The following is a 25650-nucleotide window of genomic DNA, read 5'->3' on the forward strand; positions in this document are numbered from 1 at the left end:
CGTCCTGGTCCTCAGCCGGCGCGGCAGCGGAGGGGCGGGGGCGGTCATGCCGCGCCACGGCGCGTCCGCTCGACCGCACGCAGTTTCGCCGCGGCCGCTCGCGGGTTGGCCGCCACCTCATCCGGTGGCGGTGGCTCACCGCCGCGGGTGAGCCACCGCATCGTCGGGACAGCCTCCGGCGGGATCACTGGCAGGCCCGGCGGCGCATCAAGCCGTACCCTGGCCGCCAGCGCCCGCTTGACCATGCGGTCCTCCAGCGAATGGTAGGCAAGCACGACGAGCCTCCCCCCAACGGCGAGCGCGTCGAGAGCCGCGGGCAGGGCCCGCGCCAGCGCCTCGAGCTCGCCGTTGACCTCGATCCTCAACGCCTGGAACGTGCGCTTTGCCGGATTTCCCCCGGTACGCCGAGTAGCCGCCGGAATGCTCCGACGAACAAGGTCAACAAGTCGGGCCGACGAGGTGAACGGTTCACGAGCGCGTTCAGCGACCACAGCCGAGGCGATCCGGCGGGCGAACCGTTCCTCTCCGTACTCGCGCAGGACCCGGGCGAGTTCGTCGACACCGTAGGTGTTGACGACATCCGCAGCGGTCCGGCCCCTGGTCGGATCCATCCGCATGTCCAGCGGAGCGTCGCGGGAATAGCTGAATCCCCGCTCGTCGGAGTCGAGCTGCAACGAGGACACCCCGAGGTCGAACAGCACGCCGTGCACCTCGGCCAGGCCGAGCATGTCAAGAACGGCGGGCAGCTGGTCGTACACGGCGTGGACCAAGGTGACCCGGTCGTCTTCGGCCGCCAGCCGAGCACGGCTTTGCCCCAGCGCCTGCGGGTCACGGTCAAGGCCGACCAGACGGACATCGGGGGATGCGGCGAGCAGCGCGCTCGCATGACCCGCGAGTCCCACTGTGGCATCGATCACCACCGCCCCAGGCTCGCCCAGCGCGGGCGCCAACAGGGCGACAACACGGTCGGAGAGAACCGGGGTGTGCGTGGCGTCCACCTCGACCTCCTCGAACTGCTCGTGAACCTCGCGGCGGGCGGTCAACCGCGGCAATACCAAGCCACGGCAGGTGAAGATACGAAAAACAAAGATATAAATCACACAACTGACGAGCGACCTGCCTGAGCCCAGGTTGCACACATCGCAACCTGGCCCCGAAAGCACGGCATGTGCCCAGGTCCCGCCCCGCTCGCGTCACCGGACACCGGGGAAGTGACGTCCGGTGAAGAGCGGGGGGAGACCTCGGCGCACGCCCGTATCCCGTCTTCGCGTGCGTCCAGCACCGCGTCCCCTGAGGCCAAGGCCGCCACGCGAAGAAACATGATCACGCGCCCATTGGCCTCCTAGATGACGCCGGGCAGCACCTCCTCGGAAAGCGCGGCGAAGTTCTCCTCCTGGCTGGCGAGATAGGCGTCCCAACGGGACGCGTCCCAGATCTCCACCCGGGTGTTCGCGCCGTTCACCACGCAGTCGCGAGTGAGACCCGCGTAGGTCCGGAGCGCGGGTGGGATGGTGATCCGGCCCTGCCGGTCGGGAACGTCGTCCGATGCCGAGGAAAAGAAGACACGGCTGTAATCCCGAAGCGCCTTTGCCGTAACGGGAGCCGTCCGCAGGGACTCGCTGATCCGGGTGAACTCAACCATAGGGAACACGTAGAGACATCGCTCCTGCCCCTTGGTAATCACAAGCCCCCCTTCCAGCTCATCACGGAACTTCGCCGGCAGCGTGAGCCGGCCTTTGTCGTCGAGTCGTGGCGTGTGGCTACCGAGGAACATCGGCGCCCTCCTCGCCCAGACCCGAGAGGCTCAAGGCCAGCCAGTCCCGCTCTGGTTGGCCTGCGAGTGCGTCCGTCCCCCACTGCGCGCCACTGTACCCCACTCTCCCCCACCTGGAAGCCCTCCGACACTCCGGACACACCCCTCGAAGCCCACAAGCGCCGATGCGCATGGATCATGAATGCGAAGTCAATGTGGCCTTTGGCCAAACATGGCAAAAACACCTGCGAGTAACAGTCGTGGCAGCTACGATCGAATGCCGCCACGAATCAGTACGCTTTCCGGACATCGGTGGCCGGATGATTCTCCACGCATGAAGGCCATCGGCCGCATGGATGTCACACTCGTGGAGTGCCTGGGCCCGCCGGGCCCACCCTGCCGACTGACGCAGCTGACCTGAGGACGGAGACCGACGTGACGGTGACGGAGCCCGGCGTCATGCAGTGGCGCGAGCCGGGGACCGGCCTGCACCACCTCGCGGATGTCGCGACGCGAGTGGCCCAGTCCGTCGGGTCCGTCATAGACGGCAAGCCCGAAGTGGTCAGAACCGCGCTGATCGTACTGCTGGCCGGCGGCCACCTGCTCATCGAGGATGTGCCCGGTGTGGGGAAGACGATGCTCGCCAAGGCCCTCGCGCGTTCGATCGATGCCCGGGTCCGCCGTATCCAGTTCACCCCGGACCTGCTGCCCAGCGACGTCACCGGGGTGAGCGTCTACAACCAGGACACCCGGGATTTCGAGTTCCGGCCCGGTCCGGTGTTCGCCAACATCGTCGTCGGCGACGAGATCAACCGCGCCGCTCCCAAGGCGCAGTCGGCACTCCTGGAATGCATGGAGGAACACCAGGTCACCATCGATGGCGTGACCTACCACCTGGAGTCGCCGTTCATGGTCATAGCCACCCAGAACCCGATCGAGATGGAAGGCACCCATCCGCTGCCGGAAGCGCAGCGCGATCGTTTCACCGCGCGGGTGTCCATGGGCTACCCGTCGCCCGTGGCCGAACTTGCTATGATCAACAGCCATGGTACCGCCGAGCCACTGGACGGGATCAGCCCCGTCACCGACGCCGACGAGATCGCCAAACTGGTCACCCTGGTACGCGCGGTGCATGTGTCCGACGATGTGCGCCGCTACATCGTCGACCTCGTGACGGCCACCCGCCGGCATCCCGAGCTCATCCTGGGCGCCTCTCCCCGCGCGACGCTGCACGTCGTCAGGACCGCTCGGGCGCGGGCCGCCCTCGACGGCCGCGCGTTCGTTCTCCCCGACGACGTTCAGGCGATGGCCGCGCCAGTGCTCGCGCACCGGCTGCTGGTGAACCCCGATGTCGCGATGTCGGACGTATCCATAGCCGACGTCGCCTCCCGGATCATTACGGAGATCGTCGCGCGCGTCCCCATCCCACGCCTTGGGGCACGTCCACCGCACCGCGGCCGCTGATTTTCCGTGCTCGACTTCCTGGCGGCGATGCGCGCGCTGACCATCCGCGGGCTGTGCTTCGTGGCCACCGGGCTGGCCTGCTGCGCGCTGGCCGCGACCGTCGGCGAGGAGGACCTGCTCCGCGTCGGCATGCTGCTGTTGGCACTGCCGGTGTGCGCGGCGGCGTTCGTCTGCAAGACCCGCTACCGGCTCGCGTGCCACCGTCTTCTCGTTCCCGCTCGCGTGGCCGTGGGCGGCGCCGCGGCGGTCAGCATCCGGATCGACAACATGAGTGGACGTCCCTCCTCGGTGCTGCTGGTCGATGACGAGGTCCCAGACCGTCTTGGGCTCCGGGCCCGGTTCGTACTCGACCGGGTGGAGGCGGGGGGCGCCCGGTACCTCACCTACAAGCTTCGTCCTCAGCTTCGTGGCCGGTACCTGATCGGGCCGATGGCGATCCGGATCACGGATCCCTTTGGGCTCTGCGAGCTCACGCGGACGTTCCGCAGCCGCGACGAACTGATCGTGACCCCTCCGGTGGAGACTTTGCCCCTGGCCCGTCCGGGCAGCCACACCACGATCAGCACCCACCGCCGTCGGCGCGCATCCGCTACTGGTATAGACGACTTCTCCACTCGCCCTTACCACCCCGGCGACGACCTCCGGCGGGTTCACTGGCGGACCAGCGCCCGTACCGGCGAGTTGATGGTTCGCCAGGAAGAGAGCTTCCGCCCGAGCAACGCGGCCCTGTTCCTCGACACCCGGTCCGCTGTCTGGGCCGGTCAGGGGCCCATGTCCTCGTTCGAATGGGCTGTCGGCGCGGCTGCCTCGATCGCTGTGTACCTGACCGGGATGGGCAAGGCGGTACGGCTCATCTGTGACAACGCCCCGGCCCCGGCCGCGGCGAGGGGGTCGCGCAACCCGGCCGCGCTGTTGGACGAGCTCGCGGTCGTGAACACCACCGACACCCTTTCGACGCAGCGCGTGTACAGCCGTCTGCGGACCGCTGACAGCTCCATGGTGGTCGCGATCCTTGGACGTACCGATCCGGCGCAGGCCGTGGTCCTCGCCCGAGCGCGCCCGCGCGACGCCGCCGCGATCGTCCTGCTGGTCAACGTGGCGACCTGGGACGAGGGGGAGCGTTCCGCGAGCGGGACCGAAGGCCTGCAGGCGTGCCGCGCGGTCTTCCAGCGCCACGGCTGGACGGTGATCATCGCCAGGTATGGCGACAGGCTCACCGCGCTGTGGCCGGGAACGACCGGCAAGGGGCCAGCGCGGGGTGGCGGAACAGGCGCCGCCACACCCGAGCCGGCCGCGGGCGGCATGATCCACGACAGCCCGCGGACACCGGATCCGACCACCGGCGGACCCGGCGGGGACGCGGTCGCGGGCGGGAGCCCGACCTCGAAAGCAGTATCAGGACCGGTATCGGAACATGCGTCGAAGCCGGCGGCGGAACCGGGCCGCGCGCTGCCCATGGACACGCGGGCCGGGGCCGCGCTGTGACCTCCCGGCTCCAGCTCGTTCCCACTGCCGGGGCTGCGCTGGCGTCGCTGCTGTGCGCATCCGCGCTCGCGCCGTTGTTCGACGGCTTCTGGTGGTGGTTCGGCCCCGTGGTCGTGGCCACCGCGGTAGCTGTGGGCACGACCACGCTGGCACGGGCGCTACGGCTGGCCATCCCGGTAGGGATTGTGTCCGGGCTGCTCGGTCTTCTGATCACGGTCACGGCGTTGTACGCGCGTGAAACCGCCGTCGCCGGCCTGCTGCCGACCGGGCGGACGGTGGATGCGCTGCGTTCCCTGATCATAGCTGGCCGCGACGACGTCTCGCAGCTCGCCGCGCCGGTGCCGCAGCGTCCGGGCCTGGTGGTGCTGACCGTCATCGGTGTCTACTGCGTCGTACTGATCGTCGACTTGCTGGCGGTCACGATCCGGCGCCCGACGCTCGCCGGGCTTCCCCTGCTGGCGTTGTTCATGCTGCCCGCCACCGTGCTGCCACATGGTGTCGGAGTGGTTCCCTACCTGCTCGGCGCGATGGGATTCCTGCTCCTGCTCGTGATGGAGTGGAAGCAGACGGTCGAACGCTGGGGAAAGCCGATTACCGGCTCGGCGCAGGCCGCCCTACCGAACAACGCGAGGAGCCTCGCCGTTGGGATCGCCCTGTGCGCGGTGATGTGCGCGCTGGCCGTCCCGGCGGTCCTGCCATCCCTTGACGGGGTGGGACCGTTGGCGCGCCAACAGGGCGTCACCCGCTACACCGGCCCGGCTTCGGCGATCGTGCTACCGCCGCTCGTCTCGCTGTCCCAACAGCTGCATGCGAGCCAACCGACCACCCTGCTGTCGGTGCGCACGGCCACGCCCAGATACCTGCGACTCACCGCGCTGGAGCAGTTCGACGGACAGCGATTCACTCTCCGGTCACTGCGCGCCACCAGTGAGGCGAGGATCAGCGACGGCCTGCCCGCCCCGGACCGCAGCACCCGGGTCAGCACGGTGTCAGCGACAATCGACGTGTCGACGGTCCTGACGGAACGCTACCTTCCCCTTCCGGGCACCCCGAGCAGGATCGAAGGCCTTGCTTCTGGCAGTGACTGGCGGCTGTCCACCGACACCGGCACGGTCTTCAGCACCCGGACCACTACCGCCGGTGCGCACTACCAGGTGGAAGCCTCCACTCCCGATCCGCTCCCAAGCCAGCTCATGGCCTCCCCGCGGACCTTCCCAGCCGATATAAAGATCGACACGGAGCTGCCTCCCGGTACCGACCCGAGGGTCGAGAAGCTCGCCCGGGAGATAGCGGGGACCCGCGTGAACGCCTACCAGCAGGCCCTCGCGATCCAGAAGTACCTCCATGACACCACCTTCATCTACGATCTCAACGGCGCCCCGACCGCGCAGGACGGAGCCTTGACGGAGTTCCTGTTCAAAACCAGACGTGGCTACTGTGAGCAGTTCGCCTCCGCGATGACGGTGCTGCTGCGGACGCTCGGCATCCCAGCCCGGGTGGTGATCGGCTTTGTCCCGGGGGCCAGGCAGGCCGACGGCAGCTATCTGATCACTAACAGGGATGCGCACGCCTGGCCGGAGGCGTGGTTCGCCAGCGCCGGTTGGGTTTCCTTCGAGCCGACCCCCCGCACCGACGGAACCATCACCCCCACCTATGCCGCGGCCTCCGATCCGGCCGGCCAGGGCGCGAGTCCGTCGGCCACACCGTCAGCCACCACCCCGGGCGTGGCCCCCAGCACGGGCCCGGACACCGACGCCGTCCGGGACAGCACGCCAAGCCCAGAGCCGAAAGCTTCCGAAAAAACACGTTCCGCGGAAAGCCCCCTGCCGACGATCATCCGCTGGCTTTCCCGGACTCTGGCCGGGACAGGCATCGTCACGGTGCTGCTGTTGCCGGCGTTGGTGCGGGTCACGCGCCGTCGGCGCCGGCTCGCCACCGCTATGACAGGCGGCTCAGCCGATCACGCGGGAGCGGCAACCGCGGATGCCCGCGTGCACGCGGCCTGGGCCGAGCTCGCGGACCTGACATTCGATCTTGGGGTACCGCTGCGGCCCAACGAGTCGCCGCGGGCCAGTGCGCTGCGGCTGGCCGACCACATCGCTGCCAGCCCGGAGATTCGAGCGTCGGACGCCGAGGCGGCCCGAGCCGCGTTGCTCCGGATTGTCGAGGCGGAGGAACTCGCTCGCTACGCGCCGTCGGCAATAGCCGGTTCCAGCGCCAACGAAAAGATCGGACGCGACCTGCAACTGGTCGCACGACTGCTGCGAACGGCGGCACCACGCACTGACCGGGCACGCGCGGTACTTGCTCCACGGTCGGTGGTAGGGGCGCTGGGCGTGCTCGGCCGGACAGCCCGCCTGAAGTGACCCGCTGGAAGCCACCCAGCTGCTGATGGGCCCGCTCAGGCGTCAGCGGCCGTCCCGGTCCTCCCACCGGCGACGCCAGCGTTCCTCAAGACGCTCAGCCGCTGAGGCACGTGCTCGGCGACGTGAGGCTGCCGGATGACGACCGCTCAGCTCACCACCGCGGCCACCGATCCGGCGAAGATCCGCGGCACCACGTGACGCCGCGAACAGCATCAGCACGAAGCCGAGCACACCGAAGACAACGATCAACGGCGTCCGGTTGAGCACGACCCCGATGACCAGGACAACCAATCCGAACAGGAACAGGAGAACGCTGCGACGAACCCTGCGTAGCAGGTAGGTACGGGGATTCGTCGAGCGGACCGTGCTCGCGAACTTCGGATCGTCCTCGACGAGCGCGCGCTCGATCTGATCCAGCAGGCGCTGCTCGTTTTCCGAGAGCGGCATCGACGCTCCTCCCACGACCGGCAGGTCCGGCAGACGGAACCTGACACCCAAGAATAGGCATGACTGGGCGGGCGCGGTAGGCAACCAACCATGCCGAGACAGACCGATCGGTTCGTCCTGCCGTCAGTCCTCCCCCCGCCCATCCCGCCTCACGCCGGGAGGGGCCATCAGCGGCGCCGGCCGGATCGCGCCGACGCCGAAACGGCCACGCACGCGATCAAAGGCGCGCTCGGCACCGCGCGCCCGAAGCGGCACGCACCGAACACGAGCGGGTGCGTTCAGTCTCGGGAAGATCTGACCGGCCCGACAACCATAGCTGGCAGCGCCGCCTGTGACGGCAGACCCAATGTTGTTTCCACCGTCGTGAGAAAGATTTCGACCTGACGGGCCAAGTCATCGGCATCGCGGGTACCGACCACCGGTAGGCCCGCCTCGGCCGCCGCCCGCCTCGCCGCACCGGCGGCGAAGAACTGGGCCCACTCCGCCAGTTCAGGCGCCACCGTCGCAAGTAGCCGCCAGACGCTCACCGGCCGGCCACGGTGACCGGGACGGGCCTGAGCTCGATCAGCGAGGACGGCCGCGGCGGCACGCAACGCCGCCATATGGGCCAGCGCGTACCGCTGGCCGGGAAGCTGGGCGAGGCTCGCCTCGTCAAGGCCGTGACGCGCGGCCAGGAGCAGCTCGTCACGGGAACGGCGAGGCAGCCCCGCGACCGGGAGCACCGTTCGTACGCCAGAACGTTCCCGAGTCAGAGCAGGTGCGGCACATGCAGCGTGTTGGTCAACACTCCGCCGGCTCATGACCACTCCTTCCATGAATCGAACGCGTGTTCGTACTCTGAAAGGAGTAAACCCCGACCGGGGCAGGTCGTCAACATCGCCGGCCGCAACGGGCCGCCGGACGGAAGACGGCGGCCGTTTACCGCAGCGGCCGCGAACACGTTCCCGGCGGCTGAGCCGCTCGGCATCCATCGCGGCGGCCGGTGGTTATCAGCGCGCGAATCAGGCCGTGCCGCGCGGACCCGGCCGCCGGTGACGCGGAAAACAAGACCATAACCACACCACCGGCGGCCCTTACGCGGCCGCACAGACCTGGGCCGCCGGCTGCGGTGACGCGAAAGAACCGTGATCGTGCCGCCGTCGGCTCTTCACCAGCAGAAACCAGCCCAGCGTCAGAAGAACCAACGGGTCGTGAATACCTCCGCGCCGACGATGATCGTCGTCCACAAGCACCAGCGCGGTGCCGTCATGGGCGAACCGGATGAGACCGCCACCCCGGCTGCTCAGAAAGCCGCACTCAAAGACGGAACCGCGGGGAACGACCCAACGCACCGCACGGCTGCCCGGAAGTTCGACCGTACCGCCACCACCGCGGCGCGCCGACCGAAAAGCAACCAGCGGAATCGACGTAACGGGATCGAACACCCGTAGCCCACGGCCATCAGGATCAGCTTCCAACGCCAGCAGCCGGCCCTCGACCATCAGCTCAACCCGGCGGTGCTCATCCCAGTCCGCGAGAATCGCGGCGACGCGCCTGCCATCCGCGACCAGCACGACCTGGTCCGGTCTGCCGTCGACGGTGCCCAGCGCCACCTCATGCAGAAGTCCTGACCGTGCTGTCTCCTTCGTCGATGTGTCCATAATGATCGACATACCCTCCTGTTGCTCCTCGGCCCTCGGGCGAGCGGGCCTGATAGAACAAGCAGAACAAGCAGTCATCAACCAGTCGTACACATGCGATCAGAGCGAAAATTGATGTTCCGTTGACAAAAATACGGAATCAACCGCGGCAGCCGCGCGGACCGCGGACGAGAGAGCCCGCGATGCCTCGTATCGGTAACAGTCGCCCATCCGACTCGGCCCACGCACGCGAAGTGGTTGCGACAGCGGCACCCACGACGCACGCTGCGGTGGCGACCCAAAAACACCGGGCCAGCCCGCGCCAGCGAGCAATCTGATCACAGACGACACGATCCTCACCTCCCAGATACGCCGACAGCACGGCCGCGCCGTCGGCGGCCCGAAGAAGCGCGGCCCCCGGAATCAGGTATCCCCAGATATCGTAATCAGACGGGATCGGCGCGAGAAGGTCACATGCCAGACAAAGAGAACCTGCATTTCGCAATCCTCGGCCCCACCGAGGCCACCCGCGACGGCAATGTGATCATTCTTGGCGGAAAGCAACGGAAAACGCTGCTCACGGTCCTGCTGTTGAACGTCGACCAGATCGTCACAACCCACCGCCTGATCGAGGCGGTCTGGGACGGTCACCCCCCGGACCGGGCGTTGGCAACGCTGCGGACGCACATCAGCGAGCTGCGCCGCAGGCTCGACCCGGCCAGAGGCAGCCGGCTCCTCGTCCGCCACGGCTCGGGGTACTCGCTTCGGGTGAGCCCCGAGCAGATCGACGCCACCCGGGCCCGTACCCTGCTCGGGCAAGGCCGCCGCGCCGTCGAGGACGGAGATCCGGTCGCCGCGATCGCCCCGTTACAGGCCGCCCAGGGCCTGTGGCGGGGTCAGCCACTCACGGATGTCGCCGAGTACACCTTCGCCGCCGCCCACATCCAGCGCCTCGATGAGCTGCACCGCGATGTCCGGCGGACACGGATCTCCGCGGACCTCTCGCTGGGCCGCCACCGGGAGACCATCGGCGAGCTCCGGGCGCTGGTCACCCAGTACCCACACGACGACGGGCTACGCAAAGATCTCATCATCGCCCTGTACCGGGACAACCGGCTGGAAGATGCCACGCAGGCGTGCCGTGACGGGCTCGACGCCCTGCGTTCCCACGGTCTCGACTCGAGTCTGCTGCGCCGGCTGCAAGAGGATATTCTGCGGGAGGCGCCCAGTTTGAACTGGACACCGCCACGCGCGCTGGAACGCCCGGCGCCACCGAAACCGCCCTATCTCGGGGTGTACCAGCTGCCACCGGACGTCGCCGAGTTCACCGGCCGCGACACCATCCAGACCAAGATCCTCACTGCTCTGACCGACCCGGACGCGCTGGCCAAAGGCACCGTCGTCGTCGCCATCGCGGGTAAGCCGGGAGCGGGCAAGACCGCGCTGGCTGTTCACCTGGCCCATCAGGCCCGCGAGCACTTCCCCGACCCGAGCCTGTTCTTTGACCTACGGGGCAGCCTGCCGTCTCCGCTGGATCCGATCAAGGTACTGACTCGGCTTGTACAGGCGCTTGGAGTAACCAGAACCGCGGTGCCCACCGACCCGGACGACCTTGCCGAGTTGTACCACAGCATGCTCGTCAACCGGCGCATGATAATCGTCTTGGACAACGCCGCCAACGAAGCTCAGATCCGGCGCCTGCTGCCCGCCACTCCCGGCTGCGCGGTCATCGTCACCAGCCGCTCCGGCCTGCACAGCCTGGACGCCTATCACCGAACCATCGATGTCCTGTACCCGGCCGAAGCCGTCGCGCTGCTGGCGAAACTCACCAGCGACCAACGGGTCGAAGCCGAGCCCGAAGCCGCCCGCGACATCGCCGGGCTCTGCGGCTACCTGCCGATGGCGATCCAGATCGCCGGCCGTAAGATCGCCGCTCACCCGCACTGGAGGCTGGCCCGGGTAGCCAGCCGGCTCACTGGGGAGCGTGACCGGTTGTCCTGGCTGGAACTCGGTGACCTCGAGGTCCGGGCCAGCTTCGCGTTGAGTTACGTCGGCCGGCCCGAGGACGAGCGCCAGGCCTTCCGGCTCCTCGCCCTCCCCAACATGGTCGACTTCGCGCCCTGGGCCGCGGCGGCTCTGCTCGACATAGGCAGCGACGAGGCCGAGGACATCCTTGACCGGCTCGCCGACGCCCAGCTCCTGGAACGACGTGGCCCCGACCAGGCAGGGCAGACCCGCTACCGCTTCCACGATCTGATGCGGGTGTTCGCGCGAGAATGCCCGATCGGCCAGCGGCCACCCGATAATGGCTTTCCTCGCCGCGCCGGGGAGCTGGCGGAGCACGGTGACCTTTCCCCCGCTGGGGCACAGCCCACCAGGACAGCACAGCCCACCAGGACAGCACAGCCCACCGAGGAACAGCCCACCGCCGCGACAGCACCGGCTGAAGCCGGGCCGCTGAACACCGTCGGCGACGAACTGCGCCCCGCCCTGACCAGGCTGCTCTCGGCCTACCTGACCGTCATCGACCGCGCGACCGCGGTCTTCTCGCCGGGTAGGTCACTGACGATCGACAACCCGGTCGCGCGTTCCACGTCAGCGGACGACATCGTCTCCGCGCTGGCCGCGGGGCCGCTGGTATGGTTCGGCATCGAGCGGATCAACCTTCACCTCCTGATCGAGCAGGCATCCGCGCGGGAACTCGACGAGATGACGTGGCGGCTGGCCGCGGCGGCCGCCCGGTTCTACGAGTTCAACGGCTACTGGGACGACTGGGATCGGACGCACGGTCTGGGCCTGACGGCGGCTCGCCGGGCAGGCGACCCACTCGCTGAGGCCATCATGTTGTGCGGTCTCGGCGACCGGAACATCCTCCTCGCTTTCGAGGAGGCGTTCTGGCGTCTGAGCGCCTCCGGCACCGACCCGGACGACCAGCCCGCGGTCGACGCGAACAGCGCGGCACGCGACCACCTCGATCTCGCCACTGAACGCTTCACCCGTAGTTACGAAATCTTCACTGCCATCGATCACGCTTTCGGCGAGGCACGCAGCCTGCACGGGCTCGCCGATGCCTGCCGCGGCAAGGGCCGGTTCGACGAGGCGACGGAGCTCTTCGACCGCGCGCTGCAACTGTTCCGCCGCTCCAACAGCCCGGCCGCGGAGGCCGAGACGCTGGTGTGCCTGGCAATGTGCCACGGCAACCGCCAGGAGCTCTCCGAGGCCGTCACCTGCCTGTCGACGAGCCTGTCCATCGCGCGGGATCTCGACAACCGGCCGCTGCAGGCATACGCGCTGCGCCGCCTCGGTGACCTCTACCGCAGCCAGACGCGGTTGGAACGCGCGCTCGCCGCGTACAACGAATCCCTGACGCTGCTCGCGGCCCTGCCCGACCCGCTGTGGGAACCGCGCGTCCTGATCCGCCGCGGGGACATGCTCGCGCAGATGGACGACATCGCCAGCGCCCGACGATCCTGGCAACAGGGCATCAACCTGCTACGCCAGACCCGCTCCGCGGAACTCGCCGTCGCGGAACAGCGGCTGTCCTCAACCATGCCCGCCAAGCCCGCCCAGTTCGGCGGCGGCAGGCTGCTCGGCGGCTTCGACCCTGAGTACTTCATCAGCCGTGCCGCCGCCAGCCGGCGGATCGTACAGGTCCTGAACACGTGGACCGACCTGGTCACCACCCTGCATGAGCAGGCGTTCGCAACGGCTGTGAACAGCGCGTTGAACGGCGGTGCGCTCGTGCAGATCCTCCTGCTCGACCCGGACTCGCCCGCTGCCGCGCAACGCGAGGAGGATCTGGACCGCACCATCAACGTCCCCGAGGCCATCCGGGACAACCTGCGCCGGCTCGACGCGATCCGAACGGGCCTGGACCCAGGCCTTAGACACCGAATGTCCGTGCGTGTATACACCGAGCAGCCGCTGACAAGTTACCATCGATGGGACAATGGGGCCATTGTATCGACATATCCGGTTGGTCGCTCTTCAGCGGTTTCCACCCAGCACGAGACGACCATCGACTCCACGCTCGTCCAGTTCATCGAAGAACGCTTCGCCGCCCTGTGGCGCCCGGAGGTCAGCATCAGCCTTGATGACTACCTGAAGCTGCCGCTGTTGATTGGTTCGTGCACGGACGGCCCCCTGGAACTGACCGTGCGGTACGTACGAACCGAGGGCGCGGTCTACCTGGCCGATGACACGCTGGCCCGGCTGGTTCGCGCCAGCGGCCCGGATGGCCTCCTCACGCAGGTCACGGGGAACCGCCATCCCCTGCTGCCGCTGGGAAGATGCCGTGCGCTTCTCTGTCGCGACGACCCATCCCGGGTCAGGGCGTTCTTCGCGCAGAAATACGGCGTGGAGCACGATGCTGTCCTGCGCCTGTCACCACTGCGGCCAACGGACCCCACGGCGATACGGTTGTGACCGTGGGAGATGGCGATGCTACCGCGGCACACGCCTGCCCCCTGGTGATCATCGACCTGTGGGGGGTACGGCCCCGCCATGTTCCGCACGCGGCCGCGAGGATGGCGCTGGACCGCCGGCACTTGCGGCGCACAACCGGTCTCGTCTTCGCCAGGTCCCTCGGCACCGGACGCGGCCGGACGTTCGGTCCGCGCGACGCCGACGTGCTGCGCTGGGCTGTGCTGACCGTCTGGGCTTCCGCGCGGGAAGCGGCCTCGTTCGAACGGTCCGCCATGATCGGCGCATGGTCCGCCATTGCCTACGAACGGTGGCGAGCCGAGCTCCACCCGTTGTCGTCCCGGGGACGATGGGCCCGTCAGCGTCCGTTCGGTGACCCGGTGACGCAGCCCGCGGGCCTGGCGCGGCCAGCCGGCCCGATCGCGGCGATCACCAGAGCCAGGCTGTCGTTGCGGCGGGCGCCCGCTTTCTGGCGGTCGGTGCCGCCGGTGGCCGAGGACCTCACCCGTTGCGAAGGCCTGCGGTTCGCGGTGGGGATCGGCGAGGCGCCACTCGGCCTACAGGGAACATTCAGCGTCTGGGACGACGCTGACGCGTTACGCCGGTTCGCCTATGGCAGCCCGGCCCATACCGACGTCGTACGGCGCACCTTTGAACACGGCTGGTACAAAGAAGAGCTCTTCGCGCGTTTCGCCGTCCTGCGTACCCACGGAACGGTGAACGGATGTGACCCGCTGGCACGATCCGGCCGAACACCTTCCAGCGCCGATCTCTAAGCAGCGTAAGCAGCGCGGACCGCGGGGCTGGCAGTGGCGGCGGCCACCACGACCATCCCCGCGGTTAAACACTCATTGAAGATCGCGAGGCACAGTGGAAGTTATGCCAAACTCAGCTTCCGCCTGAGCCCGGCGCACAACACAAGACACAACAAGAACCGCTCATCACACACGAGACCATAAACGCGCCTTTTGGCGGCCATGTTTCGCCTGATCTTGCCAGCCGAATGGAAACAGGAATGTCCACATCCGCCGAGCCCGGCATATACTTCCGCTCGCACCGGCCCCGTCCCACCCGCCGGATCCTCGTGGCGACCGGGGTGGGCGAATCCACCCGGTTGTCCCTGACCTCGCTCCCGCTGGTGTGGCTGCGAGCGGACCTCGCAGCCACACCAGCGGCGCTGTCCGGGGCGTTGTCGACGCTGCGGCCCCACACCCTGGTCGTCGGCGCCAACCCCGTCGACGCGAGCACGATAGCCGCTTGGGCGACGGCAGTCCGGGCACAGAATGATCACAACAAACTTCTGATCATTCGTCGCGGAACCTCGCTCGCGGCAATCGACTGTGACGCCGCGGCCCGTCACGACGTCACGGTTGTCAACACTCCCGAGGTCAACGCCCGCCACATCGCCCGTTTTGTCGTCGACGCGCTGCTGATCGCGCAGGCCAGCCCGGCCGGGCTGGCCACCCCGCTGACAGTCGGCCTGATCGGAGCCGGCTCGATAAACGGGCGGGTCGCGCGGGCCGCCGCCGCTCAAGGCCATCGGATTCTTGTCCACACACCGTCCCTGGCTGCTGATCCGCAGGCCCGGGTGAGCTGGCTGGCCGAACATGTGCTGACGGCTGCGGCCGTCACCTTCGCCCCCGACATCGACACTGTTTTCGCAGGCTCTGACCTGCTCAGTGTCGCGGTACCGCTGACCGTCGGCGGCGCGCACCCGACCCGCGGCCTGGTCGGCGCGGAACAGGTTAAGACGTTCATCGGCAGCCGGATCGTAACGATCTGCGAACCTGACGTTCTCACCGAGGACGCGGTCACAGATGCTTACGCCAGACGCGAGCTGACCGTCGTCATCGACAACGCGCCTGGGCTGATCGACCCGCTCCGCCGGCAGATCCTGGATCGCTTCCCGGACAGCACGGTCCTGCGGCCGGGCTTCACCCTCAGCTCAGCGGCGATGCGCATGCCCGGCTGCGCCGAAGATCTCGACCAGGCGGTTCTCACCGTCGTCGCCAGCAGCGAGATTGCCGATCTGGTCACCGGCCTGGACAGCAACCTGGACACCGAGAGCGCCCGCGAACCGCTGGCCGATCGTCGCGCGCACAACCCGCGTCACCATCGGAGCGATCCCGCCGAAACTGTGATCATCGGCGGTGGGATCGTCGGGCTGACCATCGCGCTGAGCCTGCACACGGCCGGATGGCGCAATCTGCGGGTACTGGACGCGGCCCCGGCCGACCACACTGACCCGAAGCGGCAGGGCACGACCTACGGCGGAACCGACGGACGCCACCTGTCGCTGACCGAGACGGTTCCACACGCTGACGCGTCCCGGCGCACGGTTCTCGCCCGTCCACCCCGGGACGGCGGATGGCAGCTACGTGACCCACTCACCCTCAGTGATACTGAGCGTGAGTGGGTGGCGGCTTTCGAGGGCTTTACCGACCGTCCGGGCCTGCGTGCGCTCACAGCTGATCTCGCGATCGGTATCAACCGGCTCGGCCTGCGCGGCTGGGAGACGTTGTTCGCCCGCTATCCGCACGCCTTCGAGCGGCTGCGCCGGGATGCTCGGCTGCCCCGCTGCTACCTGTCCGCGGCTGATCTCGCCGCCGGGACGCGGCTGCAGACCGCAATCGACGCCGCGGCCAGCGTCCTGAGCCCGGACGAGATCGCGCTGCGCTGGCCCGCGCTCGTGACAGCCGCCGGCGGCCTGACCGAAGACCCGAATCAGCCGCCCCCCGCGGCCATCCACGGCGCAGTCGAAGTCGACGGGTACGCCGTCAACATCCACCAGCTTGCCGACGCCGTCCGCGATCTCGTTGTGGCTGTCGGCGTGCCCGTGCATGCCGGCAGCCCGGTGCGCTGTCTGCGCCAGGTCGGGAACGGCGATTCGGGCCACGGCCGTGAGAGCCACCCGAACGAGGTGGAACTCGTCCTCAGCGATGGTACGACCAGACGGGCCGGCACCGTCATCGTCACGGTCGGCGGGCGTGACCTGGTCGCCCTTGTGGGTGCGGACGCGGCATCGTCTGGAACGGTCCAGCACGTCCTCGGAGTTTCGCTGACGATGCCCAATCCCGGTCTGCGGCACGCCCTGAAGGTGCACGCGCCGGACCCTGTCGGGGTCGTCAACATCACCTTGTCTCCGGACTCCGCCGTGATACACGCCAGCGGGGGATTCGGCTATCTGGGCCTCGCCCGCCCGCGGGCGGGCGATCCGCGAGTCGCGGAACTGATGGCGGCGCTGGAGGAGACCGTCGGGCGGCTGCTTGCCCGGCCGCCCGGCGCAGCCGGGCCGCATCCGGTCCTCGACCGCCGCACCTGTGAACGCCCGATGACCCCAGACGGCCTCCCGGTGCTGGAGGCCGTGGACGCCTTCGGCGGGCGAGTCGTGGTGGCCGCCGGGACGAACGCGGGCGGCACCGTACAGGCGCCGGCCCTCGCCATCCTGGTCGAGGATCTGCTCAACGGCGGACCCGGCGGCGTTCACCTGGCGCTGCGTCCTGACCGGACCAGCCTACGGAGCACGCGGGTACCGGTGCCCACCTGAGCTGGCTCGGCGACGCCGCGGGCACCCGTTATTGTCGAGCACCTCAGATGGTGTACGAGACGGACACGCCCCGCGAGTGGTCAGCCCACGGCTGACCGATCAACATGGTGCGTGGTGAGGACAAGTGCGCGAGGGAGGCAAGCTTGATGGAGAACATCGGGCTGGTCCGCTGGACACCCGCGCGGATGCGTGCCCGGCTGACCGACGTCATCGGCGTCTACAAGGCCGCCTTCCTGGACGTCCACGAGCCTGATCCGGCGCGTGCGGCGATCGAGCGGACCATGCATGCCCGCCGGCACGCTGAGCGTCGGGATCTACGCGCGGTGGCGGCGCTGCTGCCGGACGACCGTCTGATCGGTTTCACCTATGCCCTGCCCGGGCAGAAGGGCCAGTGGTGGCACGACGTCGTCAGTGACGCGCTGCCCCCCGAGGACGCCGTGCGGTGGCTCGGGGACTGTCTGGAGATCGTCGAATTCCACGTCCTGCCGGAGTTCCAGGGGCAGGGGGTGGGGCGCGAACTGATGCGGGAACTGTTGCGGGACGCGCCACAGCGCACGGCCGCGCTGTCGGCGCTGGAACTTCCTGACAGCCGTGCCCGGCGGCTGTATGCCAGCGAGGGTTTTGTGCCGCTGTTGTCGAACTTCCAGTTCCCGGGAAGCTGGGTCGAATACGCGGTGCTGGGTAAACACCTCACGCCCACCGAGCCCGGCCAGGAAGGAGAGTCCCGGTCCCGCAAGGCTGAACCGCGCACGGGCCGGGCTCACGGCGCCAACGGCCCGCGGGTACGTGCCGTCTGATCCGGCCTGTGTTCGGCCTTGCGTTCCGGAAGGCCCGGCACGGCGGAGCACCCTCGTGCCGTCTTCGGCGTCTCGGCCCGCGCGGGCCCGCCACGACAGGTCCCGATACCCGAGACCTGTCGTGGCGGGCCTTCTCCCGTGGGCCTTCGCGGCTGCCACCGTCGCCGCCCAGATCCCGTATCCCCTGGTCACGAACGCCGGAAAACACGATCTCACAGTAACGTCGGTGTTGCTTTTCACCACGGCCTCGGTTATCCACGCGGTCCGTACCCGCGGCGCCGGATGGGCTGCCCGCATGGTCATGGTGAGCGTCGGTGGTGGTCTGGCCGCCGAGATCGCCGGGGTCCACACCGGCCTCGTCTTCGGCCGCTACAGCTACACCGGCACCCTCGGGCCGGCCGTCGGCGGAGTACCCGTGGTGATCCCGTTGGCCTGGACGATGATGGCCTACCCAGCCTTCACGCTGGGACGCTACACCGCCCTGCGACTTGCCGAGTCACGTGGTCGTGACGCCGCGGGCCCCGGAGCGCACCCAAGCGCCATGATCACCGCCCTGCTGGGAGGCCTGCTCCTGACAGCCTGGGATCTCTATCTGGACCCGCAGATGGTGGCCGCCGGCTACTGGCGATGGTCGGGCGACGGGCCCGCCCTCAACGGCATTCCGCTGTCGAACACGGCCGGCTGGCTGGTCGTGGGCACTCTGATCACAGGAAGCCTGGCCCTGATACCGCGACGGCGGGCCATCCCGGCTGACCGGTTCCCCGACCACCTGCCGATCTTCATGATCGGATGGACCTATGCCTCGTCGTTGCTCGCGAACCTGGTGTTCTTCGACCGTCCTGGTGTGGCGTTCGCCGGTGGCGTCGGCATGGGGACGCTGCTCGCCGGTACGGCAACCGCGGCCGTGGCAACGCGCCGGCAGCACCGGCGGGCCTCGTGACCTCCCGGCGACCGGCCCTGGGCCGGCGTTCACGGCCGGCACGGCCGGGCCGCTGGGCGCGGCTGTCACTGCTTACAGGCACGGTCGCCGCGGGCGTGCTCACCGTGCACACCGCGGTGAACGCCCGTCTGTTGCGGGTCGCGCCGGGCGCCCAGCCGGTGACCGAGCTGGTGAGTGTGTTGCTGCCGGCACGCGACGAAGCCGGACAGGTGACCGCGTGCCTGTCCGCGGTGCTGGCCTCGGTCGCGCTCCCCCACCTTGAAGTGATCGTCTATGACGACGCCTCCACCGACAGCACCGCCGAGGCGGTGGGCAGGGCGGCCGAGGGTGACCCCCGCGTCCGGATCATTCACGGCGGCACGCTGCCGGCCGGCTGGCTCGGCAAACCGCACGCGTGCGCCAGGCTCGCCGATGAGGCGCGGGGGAGCGTCCTGGTGTTCATCGACGCGGACGTCACCGTCGCCCCGGACGGGATCGCCCGGACGGTCGGGCTGCTGCGCGCGAGCGGTCTCGGCCTTGTCTCGCCCTACCCCCGCCAGGACGCTCGAACGGTCGCGGAACGGCTGGTCCAGCCACTCCTGCAGTGGTCGTGGCTGGCGTTGCTGCCGCTGCGGCTGGCTGAACAGTCCTTGCGTCCGTCGTTGTCCGCGGCAAACGGGCAGCTCCTGTGCGTCGACACGACCGTTTATCACCAGGCCGGTGGACATACCAGCGTCCGTGGCCATGTGCTCGAGGACATAGCGCTGCTGCGCGCGCTGAAGGCGGCGGGAGCGCGCGGGGTTGTCACGGACGGGACGGACATCGCCCGGACCCGGATGTACCACGGCTGGCCGCAGCTACGCGACGGCTACGCGAAGTCGCTGTGGGCCGGCGGCGGAAGCATCCGCGCAAGTGCCGGCCAGGTCGGCATACTGGCCTGGCTCTTCGTGCTCCCGGCCGTTGCCATGCTGCGCGGTTCCCGGACAGGTCTCGCCGGCTATGCGCTGGGAGTGGCTGGACGAGTGATCGCGGCACGGCGCACCGGCGGCCGGAGCTGGCCCGACGCCCTGGCGCACCCGCTGTCCATCTGCGTGTTCGGCTACCTGACCGCGCTGTCCTGGGCACAGCGGCTACGCGGCACCGCCACCTGGAAGGGCCGTCCCGTCTGAGAGCGTGTTTGAGATCGTCATTCCGGCTCACCGCGCCCAGGTGCCCCCTGGCCGCGTTGTCGGCCAAACCGATACAACTCATCCGGTATCGCTTCGGCCTTCCGCCTTGCCAGGGGGCGCCTGGACGCGGCTCACTGATCGAAAGCCCGATCTCAAACACACTCTGACCGATGAAAACCGGCCGTACAGCCGATGAACGGAACACGATGGCATACCGGCGGGCGTATCCGGCCGCTACGGCCCACTTCGTGCGTGAGGTCCGATTCCCTGTCTCCTCCGACGCTGGTCGGCCGCTGCCCCGTTCCAGGTCGACCGGGGTCACGCGGCCGCGAGTCGACCTCGGCCTTCGGATGCCTCGCGGCCAATCGTCATCGATACCCAGCGGAACCAGCCGATCTTCAAACCGTGGATGGTACGAGACTGCGCGGACATGAAGATCGAGTTCGTCGGAATGACCTTGAAGAACGCACCGAGCATCGTCACCGCCGCATTCATGAATCCCGGTGGCGCGCGGGCTGATCTCACCTACACGCCGGCCGGTAGCGAACAGCCCGGGGAGGTCGCCTATGGCGAGCCCTTCACCGTTCAGCCGGTCAACAACCCGCTCACCGTGATGACCATCGGCGGCGGCGCCATCAAACGTGTGCTGGAACAGCGGGGCAGGACCAACCGGATCCTCCAACCAGCCGGAATCACCTACAATTACAGCGGCGGCGCACCCGTCGGCTCGACGGTAAGCAACGTGGCCATCGGCGGATAGCCGCTGAATCCCGCGACTTCCTGCCGGATCACCGAAACCTGATGTTGGCGACACGAACGCGGAACAGCGGGCTCCGCTCATCCCAGCCCCCGTACCATGACGAGAAAAATTCGGTGTGGTAACTATTTTTCGTGGCGGCTGGAGGTGTCGTGGCCCACGCAGCGCTCCGGGTGCGTTCATGCTGGTCTTATGCAAGCCTCGCTGGTCGATTGAGGGGAAACATATGGACGTGGCAATACGGCTGCTGGGAAGCGCCACGGACGATCTCCGGTCGTTGCAGGCCTGGCTGGTCGCGGAAGACGAGTTACGCGGCCGGGTGGAGTCCATCGAACAGACACCGGCTCCAGGCCAGCTGGGGTCGGCCCTCGATACGCTGATCGTCGCGCTGGGTCCGGGCGGTGCCGTATCGGTGCTGCTCGCAGGCCTGATCTCCTGGATTCGGAGCCGGCACAGCGATGTGGATATCACCGTGGAACGGCGGGACGGCCATACCACGATCCGGCTGTCGGCACGGCGGATACGGGAGCTGAACGCCGCCAGCCTCCGGGACGAGATCGACCAGCTCGGCCAGGCACTCAGCGGCCAGGCACTCAGCGGGCCGCTCCCCCCGGTGGCGAGCGATGACCCGAGCCTGCCCGTGGGTCCCCGCCGCGGCCAGCCCGGCGCGAACCGCGCACCGTGACCGGGCTGGCCAATCCGGGGGTGCGGGTGCTGCTCGTCGGTACCAGCATGCACGAGCCGGGGTCACGGCTGCCCGATGTTCCCGCGGTCACCCGTACCGTCACCGACCTCGCGCGGTGCCTGACAGACCGCTGCGGCCTGCCCAAGCCGGGGCTGCGCACGCTGGTCGACCCGGCCGACCCGATCGTGTTCGACCGTGCGGTCAGCGCCGCGGCCCGGGAGGCCAGCGACGTCCTGCTCGTCTACTACGTCGGCCACGGGCTGCTCAGCCCGGACGGCGAGCTGCACCTGGCCACCGCCGCCTCGCTCGACCTGACCCGGCCACCGGCGCCGCATTACCAGGCCCTTCCCTACCGCACCCTCCGTGACACCCTCGCCAACTGCCGGGCGCGGACGGTGGTGGTCGTGCTGGACTGCTGTTTTGCCGGCCGGGCATCGGCTGCGCTGCTCACCGGCACCGATGACGTGTTCGCGATGACCGCCGTCCGCGACAGCTACCTGCTCACCGCCGCCGCACCCGAGGAGGCGGCCCTGGCGCTGCCGGGCGAGCGGCACACCGCGTTCACCGGCGCGCTGATCGACCTCCTGACCAGGGGTGACCCGACCGGCCCGCCGCGGCTCACCCTCGAACGCGCCTACCGTTATCTCGCCCGTGCCCTGCCCGCCGCCGGCCGGCCGGAACCGCGCCGCAACGCCGGCGGCAGAGCCGGTGATCTCATGCTCACCGACAATCGGGCTTACCGGCCGCCCCCGCCCGCACGCCGCCCTGGCCAGCCCGGCGACGATCAGGAAACAGTCCGGCCCGACAGCCACACCGACACCGATCCGGTCGAAGACATCTGCCCCTACCGGGGCCTGGAGGCCTACGGCCCGAACGACGCACGATTCTTCTTCGGCCGTGACACGCTCACCGCCACGCTGCTGGCGCGGCTCACCGACCGGCTCACCGATCCCCAACCGGTGATGGTGGTGGGGGCCTCCGGCTCGGGCAAATCGTCGCTGCTACGCGCCGGGCTCATCCCGGCGGTACGTGCCGGCAAGCTGGATGTACCCGGATCATGGGAATGGCCGTGCCATATCATCACCCCGGGTTCGGACCCGCTCGCCGAGCTGGCCTCGCTGCTGGCCCGCGCCACTGGCAGCCAGCCGGAGGCTGTTCGTGCTCTCCTGGCAGATGATCCACAACGGGCGGCTGATCTCACGGAGAGCGCTGTTGATGCCGCGATGCCCGCCGATACCGGCTACACCGCCGAGCCGGGGGCGACGGCCGGCGCCGCCGCGCCGACGCCGCGGATGCTGTTGGTCGTCGACCAGTTCGAGGAGCTGTTCACCAACGACATCCCCGCCACCGACCAGCAGGCCTTCGTCCGGGCACTCACCGCCGCCGGCACCCCCCGGAACAACATCCCGCCTCCTGCCCTTGTCGTCATCGGGATGCGCGCGGACTTCTACGGCCGCGCCACGGAGCACCCCGAACTCGTCGGCGGGCTGAGCGACGGCCAGGTCCCCGTCGGGCCGATGACCCGCGCCGACCTCATCGACGTCATCCGCCGCCCCGCGCAGGAAGTCGGGCTCGATCTCGAAGCCGGCCTCGTGGAGGTTCTCCTGCGAGACCTCGGTGTCGGCGTAGCCATGGACGGCGTCGGACCCGGCCGCGTCCACGGCGTCAGCGTCCTGCCGCTGCTGTCCTATGCGTTGCTGACCACCTGGCAGCACCGTGACGACCGGTTGCTTACCGCCGCGGGCTACGCCGCGACGGGCGGCATTGACAACGCCGTCGCCACCACCGCCGAACGGGTCTATGCCGCGCTTGACAAGGCCGGCCAGGCCGCGGCCCACTGGCTGCTGCTCCGCCTCGTGCACGTCAGTGCCGACGGAGGTGAGGACACCCGACGTCCGGCGTTCCCGCGCTGAACTGATCGCCGACTACCCGGACGGGAGCGCCGTCGAAGCGGTGCTCGACGCGTTCGCCACCGAAAAGGCCCGCCTGCTCACCATCGGCCAGGATACCGTGCAGATCACGCACGAAGCGCTGCTGCATGCCTGGCCAACCCTACGTTCCTGGATCGACACCGACCGGTCCGCCCTCGTCGTCGAACAAAGCCTCAGCGACGACGCCAAGACCTGGCGGGACAGCGGCAATGACCCCGACCTGCTCTACCGCGGCACCCGGCTGGCCCTGGCCCGCGAGCGGGTCGAGACCTCCGGCCGGCACGACAGCCTCGCCCCGGCCGCCCGGAGCTTTCTCGCTGCCAGCATCGACGCCGACAACGCCCGTGCCGAGGCTGAACGCCGCCGAGCGCGCCGGACCATGCTGTTCGCCATCACCAGCACCGCCTTGTTGATTCTGACGCTGGTCGGAGCCGGCGTGGCCGTCATCAACCAACGAGACGCCAGATCCCAACAGCAAATCGCAACCGCCCGGCAGCTCATCGCGCAAGCCGACGCCATTCGAGCCGTCGACCCCCGCGTCGCTCTGCAACTTGCCGTTGCGGCCTATCGCATCCACCCGAGCGACGAAACCCATTCTGGTCTGCTCAGCACACTCACCGCCATGCGCTACCGAGGAGCTCTTCGCAACGACAGCGGCACTGTGTCATCTGTTGCTTTTGCCTCGGACGGACAGACACTGGCCACCGGCGGCAGCGACGGCAGCATACTTCTGTGGGAACTCCCCGGCCAGCACGGCGCCGACGCATACGGACAGCCCTTCCCCGGGCAGCCCCATGCATTCGGCAGGCCTTTCAGCAAACAACGCAGTGTGGTTTCCGTGGCTTTCGCCCCGGACGGACGGACGCTGGCCACCGGCGGCGGCGACGGCACCACGGTTCTGTGGGATGTCACCGACCATGCCAATGCCCATGCCCTCGGGGAGCCGTTGGCCGGAAGCGGCGGCAGCGCGGTATCAGTGGCCTTCGCACCGGCCGGGCAAACCCTGGCCATCGGCGACGGCGACGGCACGCCGCACCTCTGGGACGTCATCGACCGTGCCCACCCCCGCTGGCTCAACCCCGAACAGGAGCGGACCGCTCATTCCGGGCCGGTGACCTCGGTAGCATTCGCGCCCGACGGGCAGACGCTGGCTACCACCAGCGGTGACGGCAGCGCGGTCCGCTGGGACGTCCGCGACCGAAGCCATCCCCGCCGGGACGGGCCGCTGCTGGCCGGCCACCAAGAGCCGGCGTATTCCGCGGCGTTCACGTCCAACGGACGCATACTGGCTACCGGCAGCGATGGTATCGTCTCCCTCTGGGACATCACCGATCCCACTCAGGCACGGCTCGAACAGGCGATAGCCGGTCACCGAGGGCCTGTGGCCTCGGTGGCATTCGCGCCCGACGGGCACACACTGGCTACCACCAGCGGTGACGGCAGCGCCTTTCTCTGGGATCTCACCAACCGGCCGGAGAGGCTCGGCCCGCCTTTGGGCCATCACACTCCGGTGACCGAGGTGTTTTTCGATGGGAACACCCTCGTCGGCCGCGGCTCGGACGGCTCCGATATCGGCTGGGACATCACGGACCGGACGCGGCCCCAACAACTCGAAGCACCCCCGGCTGGCTACCGTGACCGGACGCTGTCTCTCGCCCTGTCGCCGTCCGGGAGAACCCGTGCCATCGGCGGCGATCCAGACGGCAACGTGACTTTGGAAGACGTCACGGACAGAGACCATCCACGGCAACTCGGCCAGCCCCTCACCGGTCACCGAACAGCGGTGACCGCCGCGGCTTTCGCGCCCGGCGAGCATACGCTGGCCACTGCCAGCAGCGACGGTATGGTGATTCTCTGGGATGTCGCCGACCGGAGCCGGCCGCGACGACTCGGCCAGCCCCTCACCGATCATCTCAAATCAGTGACCTCGGTGGCCTTCGCGCCCGACGGACACACACTGGCCACCGGCAGCAGCGACCACACTGTCATCCTTTGGGATGTCGCCGACCGGAGCCGGCCGCGACGACTCGGCCAGCCCCTCACCGATCATCTCAAATCAGTGACCTCGGTGGCCTTCGCGCCCGACGGACACACACTGGCCACCGGCAGCAGCGACGGTACGGCCATCTTGTGGGATCTCACGAGTCTCGACGACCTCCGGAAATACGCGGTACACCATGCGTGCGCCATCGCGGGAGGAAGTCTCGACAGGGACGAGTGGGCCCGCTACATTCCGGTGCTGCCGTACCGGGAAACCTGCCCTACCGGACAGGCCAGTTAACGTGGCTT

Annotated in this window: 18 protein-coding genes; 13 read left to right on the forward strand and 5 right to left on the reverse strand. The window is 68.8% G+C overall.

All coding sequences use genetic code 11. From position 1 onward, the window contains the following. Positions 1-44 precede the first annotated feature (44 nt). Both rsmH and mraZ read right to left on the reverse strand, forming a co-directional pair. The gene (gene rsmH, locus MJ785_RS07835; RefSeq protein ID WP_239313383.1) at positions 45-998 is read right to left on the reverse strand and encodes a 16S rRNA (cytosine(1402)-N(4))-methyltransferase RsmH; all 954 of its coding nucleotides are present in this window, start codon (positions 996-998) and stop codon (positions 45-47) included. A gap of 344 nt (positions 999-1342) precedes the next feature. Further along, entirely contained in the window at positions 1343-1774 is a 432-nt protein-coding gene (gene mraZ / locus MJ785_RS07840) for a division/cell wall cluster transcriptional repressor MraZ (RefSeq protein ID WP_239313371.1), read from the reverse strand. Positions 1775-2212: 438 nt separating this feature from the next. On the opposite strand from mraZ, the gene MJ785_RS07845 reads away from it, so the two are divergent. Genes MJ785_RS07845 through MJ785_RS07855 form a run of 3 tightly spaced genes read left to right on the forward strand, consistent with a single transcriptional unit; the run spans position 2213 to position 7068 of the window. Continuing rightward, complete coding sequence (locus tag MJ785_RS07845) at positions 2213-3217, forward strand: MoxR family ATPase (RefSeq protein ID WP_239313380.1); 1005 nt, start codon at positions 2213-2215, stop codon at positions 3215-3217. A gap of 6 nt (positions 3218-3223) precedes the next feature. Continuing rightward, positions 3224-4702, forward strand: coding sequence for a DUF58 domain-containing protein (locus tag MJ785_RS07850; RefSeq protein WP_239373705.1), 1479 nt, complete (start codon positions 3224-3226; stop codon positions 4700-4702). Continuing rightward, positions 4699-7068: a DUF3488 and transglutaminase-like domain-containing protein gene (locus MJ785_RS07855; RefSeq protein ID WP_239380277.1), complete on the forward strand. Its 2370-nt coding sequence runs from the start codon at positions 4699-4701 to the stop codon at positions 7066-7068. Before MJ785_RS07850 ends, MJ785_RS07855 begins: the two co-directional genes overlap by 4 nt. Positions 7069-7110: 42 nt before the next feature. On the opposite strand, the gene MJ785_RS07860 is transcribed toward MJ785_RS07855, so the two are convergent. The 3 genes from MJ785_RS07860 to MJ785_RS07870 form a co-directional block, all read right to left on the reverse strand. After that, entirely contained in the window at positions 7111-7515 is a 405-nt protein-coding gene (locus MJ785_RS07860) for a DUF3040 domain-containing protein (RefSeq protein ID WP_239310880.1), read from the reverse strand. Between the two features lie 278 nt (positions 7516-7793). Next, positions 7794-8237 (reverse strand): SAV_6107 family HEPN domain-containing protein, encoded by a 444-nt coding sequence (locus tag MJ785_RS07865; RefSeq protein ID WP_239310881.1) that lies wholly within the window; start codon positions 8235-8237, stop codon positions 7794-7796. A 351-nt stretch (positions 8238-8588) separates the two neighbouring features. Continuing rightward, positions 8589-9155: a hypothetical protein gene (locus tag MJ785_RS07870; protein ID WP_239373684.1), complete on the reverse strand. Its 567-nt coding sequence runs from the start codon at positions 9153-9155 to the stop codon at positions 8589-8591. A gap of 453 nt (positions 9156-9608) precedes the next feature. Here MJ785_RS07870 and MJ785_RS07875 point away from each other — a divergent pair, with 453 nt between their 5' ends. The 10 genes from MJ785_RS07875 (at position 9609) to MJ785_RS07920 (ending at position 25642) form a co-directional block, all read left to right on the forward strand. Next, positions 9609-13559, forward strand: coding sequence for a BTAD domain-containing putative transcriptional regulator (locus MJ785_RS07875; RefSeq protein WP_239380278.1), 3951 nt, complete (start codon positions 9609-9611; stop codon positions 13557-13559). Next, positions 13556-14332, forward strand: a complete 777-nt coding sequence (locus tag MJ785_RS07880) for a spheroidene monooxygenase (protein ID WP_239380280.1) — start codon at positions 13556-13558, stop codon at positions 14330-14332. Before MJ785_RS07875 ends, MJ785_RS07880 begins: the two co-directional genes overlap by 4 nt. A 239-nt stretch (positions 14333-14571) precedes the next feature. Continuing rightward, a complete protein-coding gene (locus MJ785_RS07885; protein ID WP_239373678.1) occupies positions 14572-17103 on the forward strand; it encodes an FAD-dependent oxidoreductase in 2532 nt (843 codons plus the stop codon). Between the two features lie 146 nt (positions 17104-17249). Beyond that, complete coding sequence (locus MJ785_RS07890) at positions 17250-17900, forward strand: GNAT family N-acetyltransferase (RefSeq protein WP_239310886.1); 651 nt, start codon at positions 17250-17252, stop codon at positions 17898-17900. Positions 17901-18021: 121 nt separating this feature from the next. Continuing rightward, positions 18022-18840, forward strand: a complete 819-nt coding sequence (locus MJ785_RS07895; RefSeq protein WP_239310887.1) for a carotenoid biosynthesis protein — start codon at positions 18022-18024, stop codon at positions 18838-18840. A gap of 62 nt (positions 18841-18902) precedes the next feature. Next, positions 18903-19988, forward strand: coding sequence for a glycosyltransferase family 2 protein (locus tag MJ785_RS07900; protein WP_239373710.1), 1086 nt, complete (start codon positions 18903-18905; stop codon positions 19986-19988). A gap of 430 nt (positions 19989-20418) precedes the next feature. Beyond that, positions 20419-20748: a 5'-nucleotidase C-terminal domain-containing protein gene (locus tag MJ785_RS07905; RefSeq protein ID WP_239310888.1), complete on the forward strand. Its 330-nt coding sequence runs from the start codon at positions 20419-20421 to the stop codon at positions 20746-20748. 229 nt (positions 20749-20977) lie between these two features. Beyond that, entirely contained in the window at positions 20978-21430 is a 453-nt protein-coding gene (locus tag MJ785_RS07910) for a hypothetical protein (protein ID WP_239380290.1), read from the forward strand. Further along, a complete protein-coding gene (locus MJ785_RS07915; RefSeq protein ID WP_239380291.1) occupies positions 21427-23343 on the forward strand; it encodes an AAA family ATPase in 1917 nt (638 codons plus the stop codon). Before MJ785_RS07910 ends, MJ785_RS07915 begins: the two co-directional genes overlap by 4 nt. Continuing rightward, entirely contained in the window at positions 23309-25642 is a 2334-nt protein-coding gene (locus tag MJ785_RS07920) for a WD40 repeat domain-containing protein (RefSeq protein ID WP_239380292.1), read from the forward strand. The genes MJ785_RS07915 and MJ785_RS07920 overlap by 35 nt, the downstream gene beginning before the upstream one ends. The last annotated feature ends 8 nt before the right edge of the window (positions 25643-25650 follow it).

Origin of the sequence: Protofrankia sp. CiT1 (assembly GCF_917627335.1) — a bacterium.
GTDB lineage: Bacteria > Actinomycetota > Actinomycetes > Frankiales > Frankiaceae > Protofrankia.

Excerpts from the sequence above, each read along its gene's own strand:
- mraZ (WP_239313371.1), bottom strand. The coding sequence starts at position 1,774 with ATGTTCCTCGGTAGCCACACGCCACGACTCGACGACAAAGGCCGGCTC.
- MJ785_RS07845 (WP_239313380.1), top strand. The coding sequence starts at position 2,213 with ATGCAGTGGCGCGAGCCGGGGACCGGCCTGCACCACCTCGCGGATGTC.
- MJ785_RS07860 (WP_239310880.1), bottom strand. The coding sequence starts at position 7,515 with ATGCCGCTCTCGGAAAACGAGCAGCGCCTGCTGGATCAGATCGAGCGC.
- MJ785_RS07870 (WP_239373684.1), bottom strand. The coding sequence starts at position 9,155 with ATGGACACATCGACGAAGGAGACAGCACGGTCAGGACTTCTGCATGAG.
- MJ785_RS07875 (WP_239380278.1), top strand. The coding sequence starts at position 9,609 with ATGCCAGACAAAGAGAACCTGCATTTCGCAATCCTCGGCCCCACCGAG.
- MJ785_RS07885 (WP_239373678.1), top strand. The coding sequence starts at position 14,572 with ATGTCCACATCCGCCGAGCCCGGCATATACTTCCGCTCGCACCGGCCC.
- MJ785_RS07890 (WP_239310886.1), top strand. The coding sequence starts at position 17,250 with ATGGAGAACATCGGGCTGGTCCGCTGGACACCCGCGCGGATGCGTGCC.
- MJ785_RS07905 (WP_239310888.1), top strand. The coding sequence starts at position 20,419 with ATGAAGATCGAGTTCGTCGGAATGACCTTGAAGAACGCACCGAGCATC.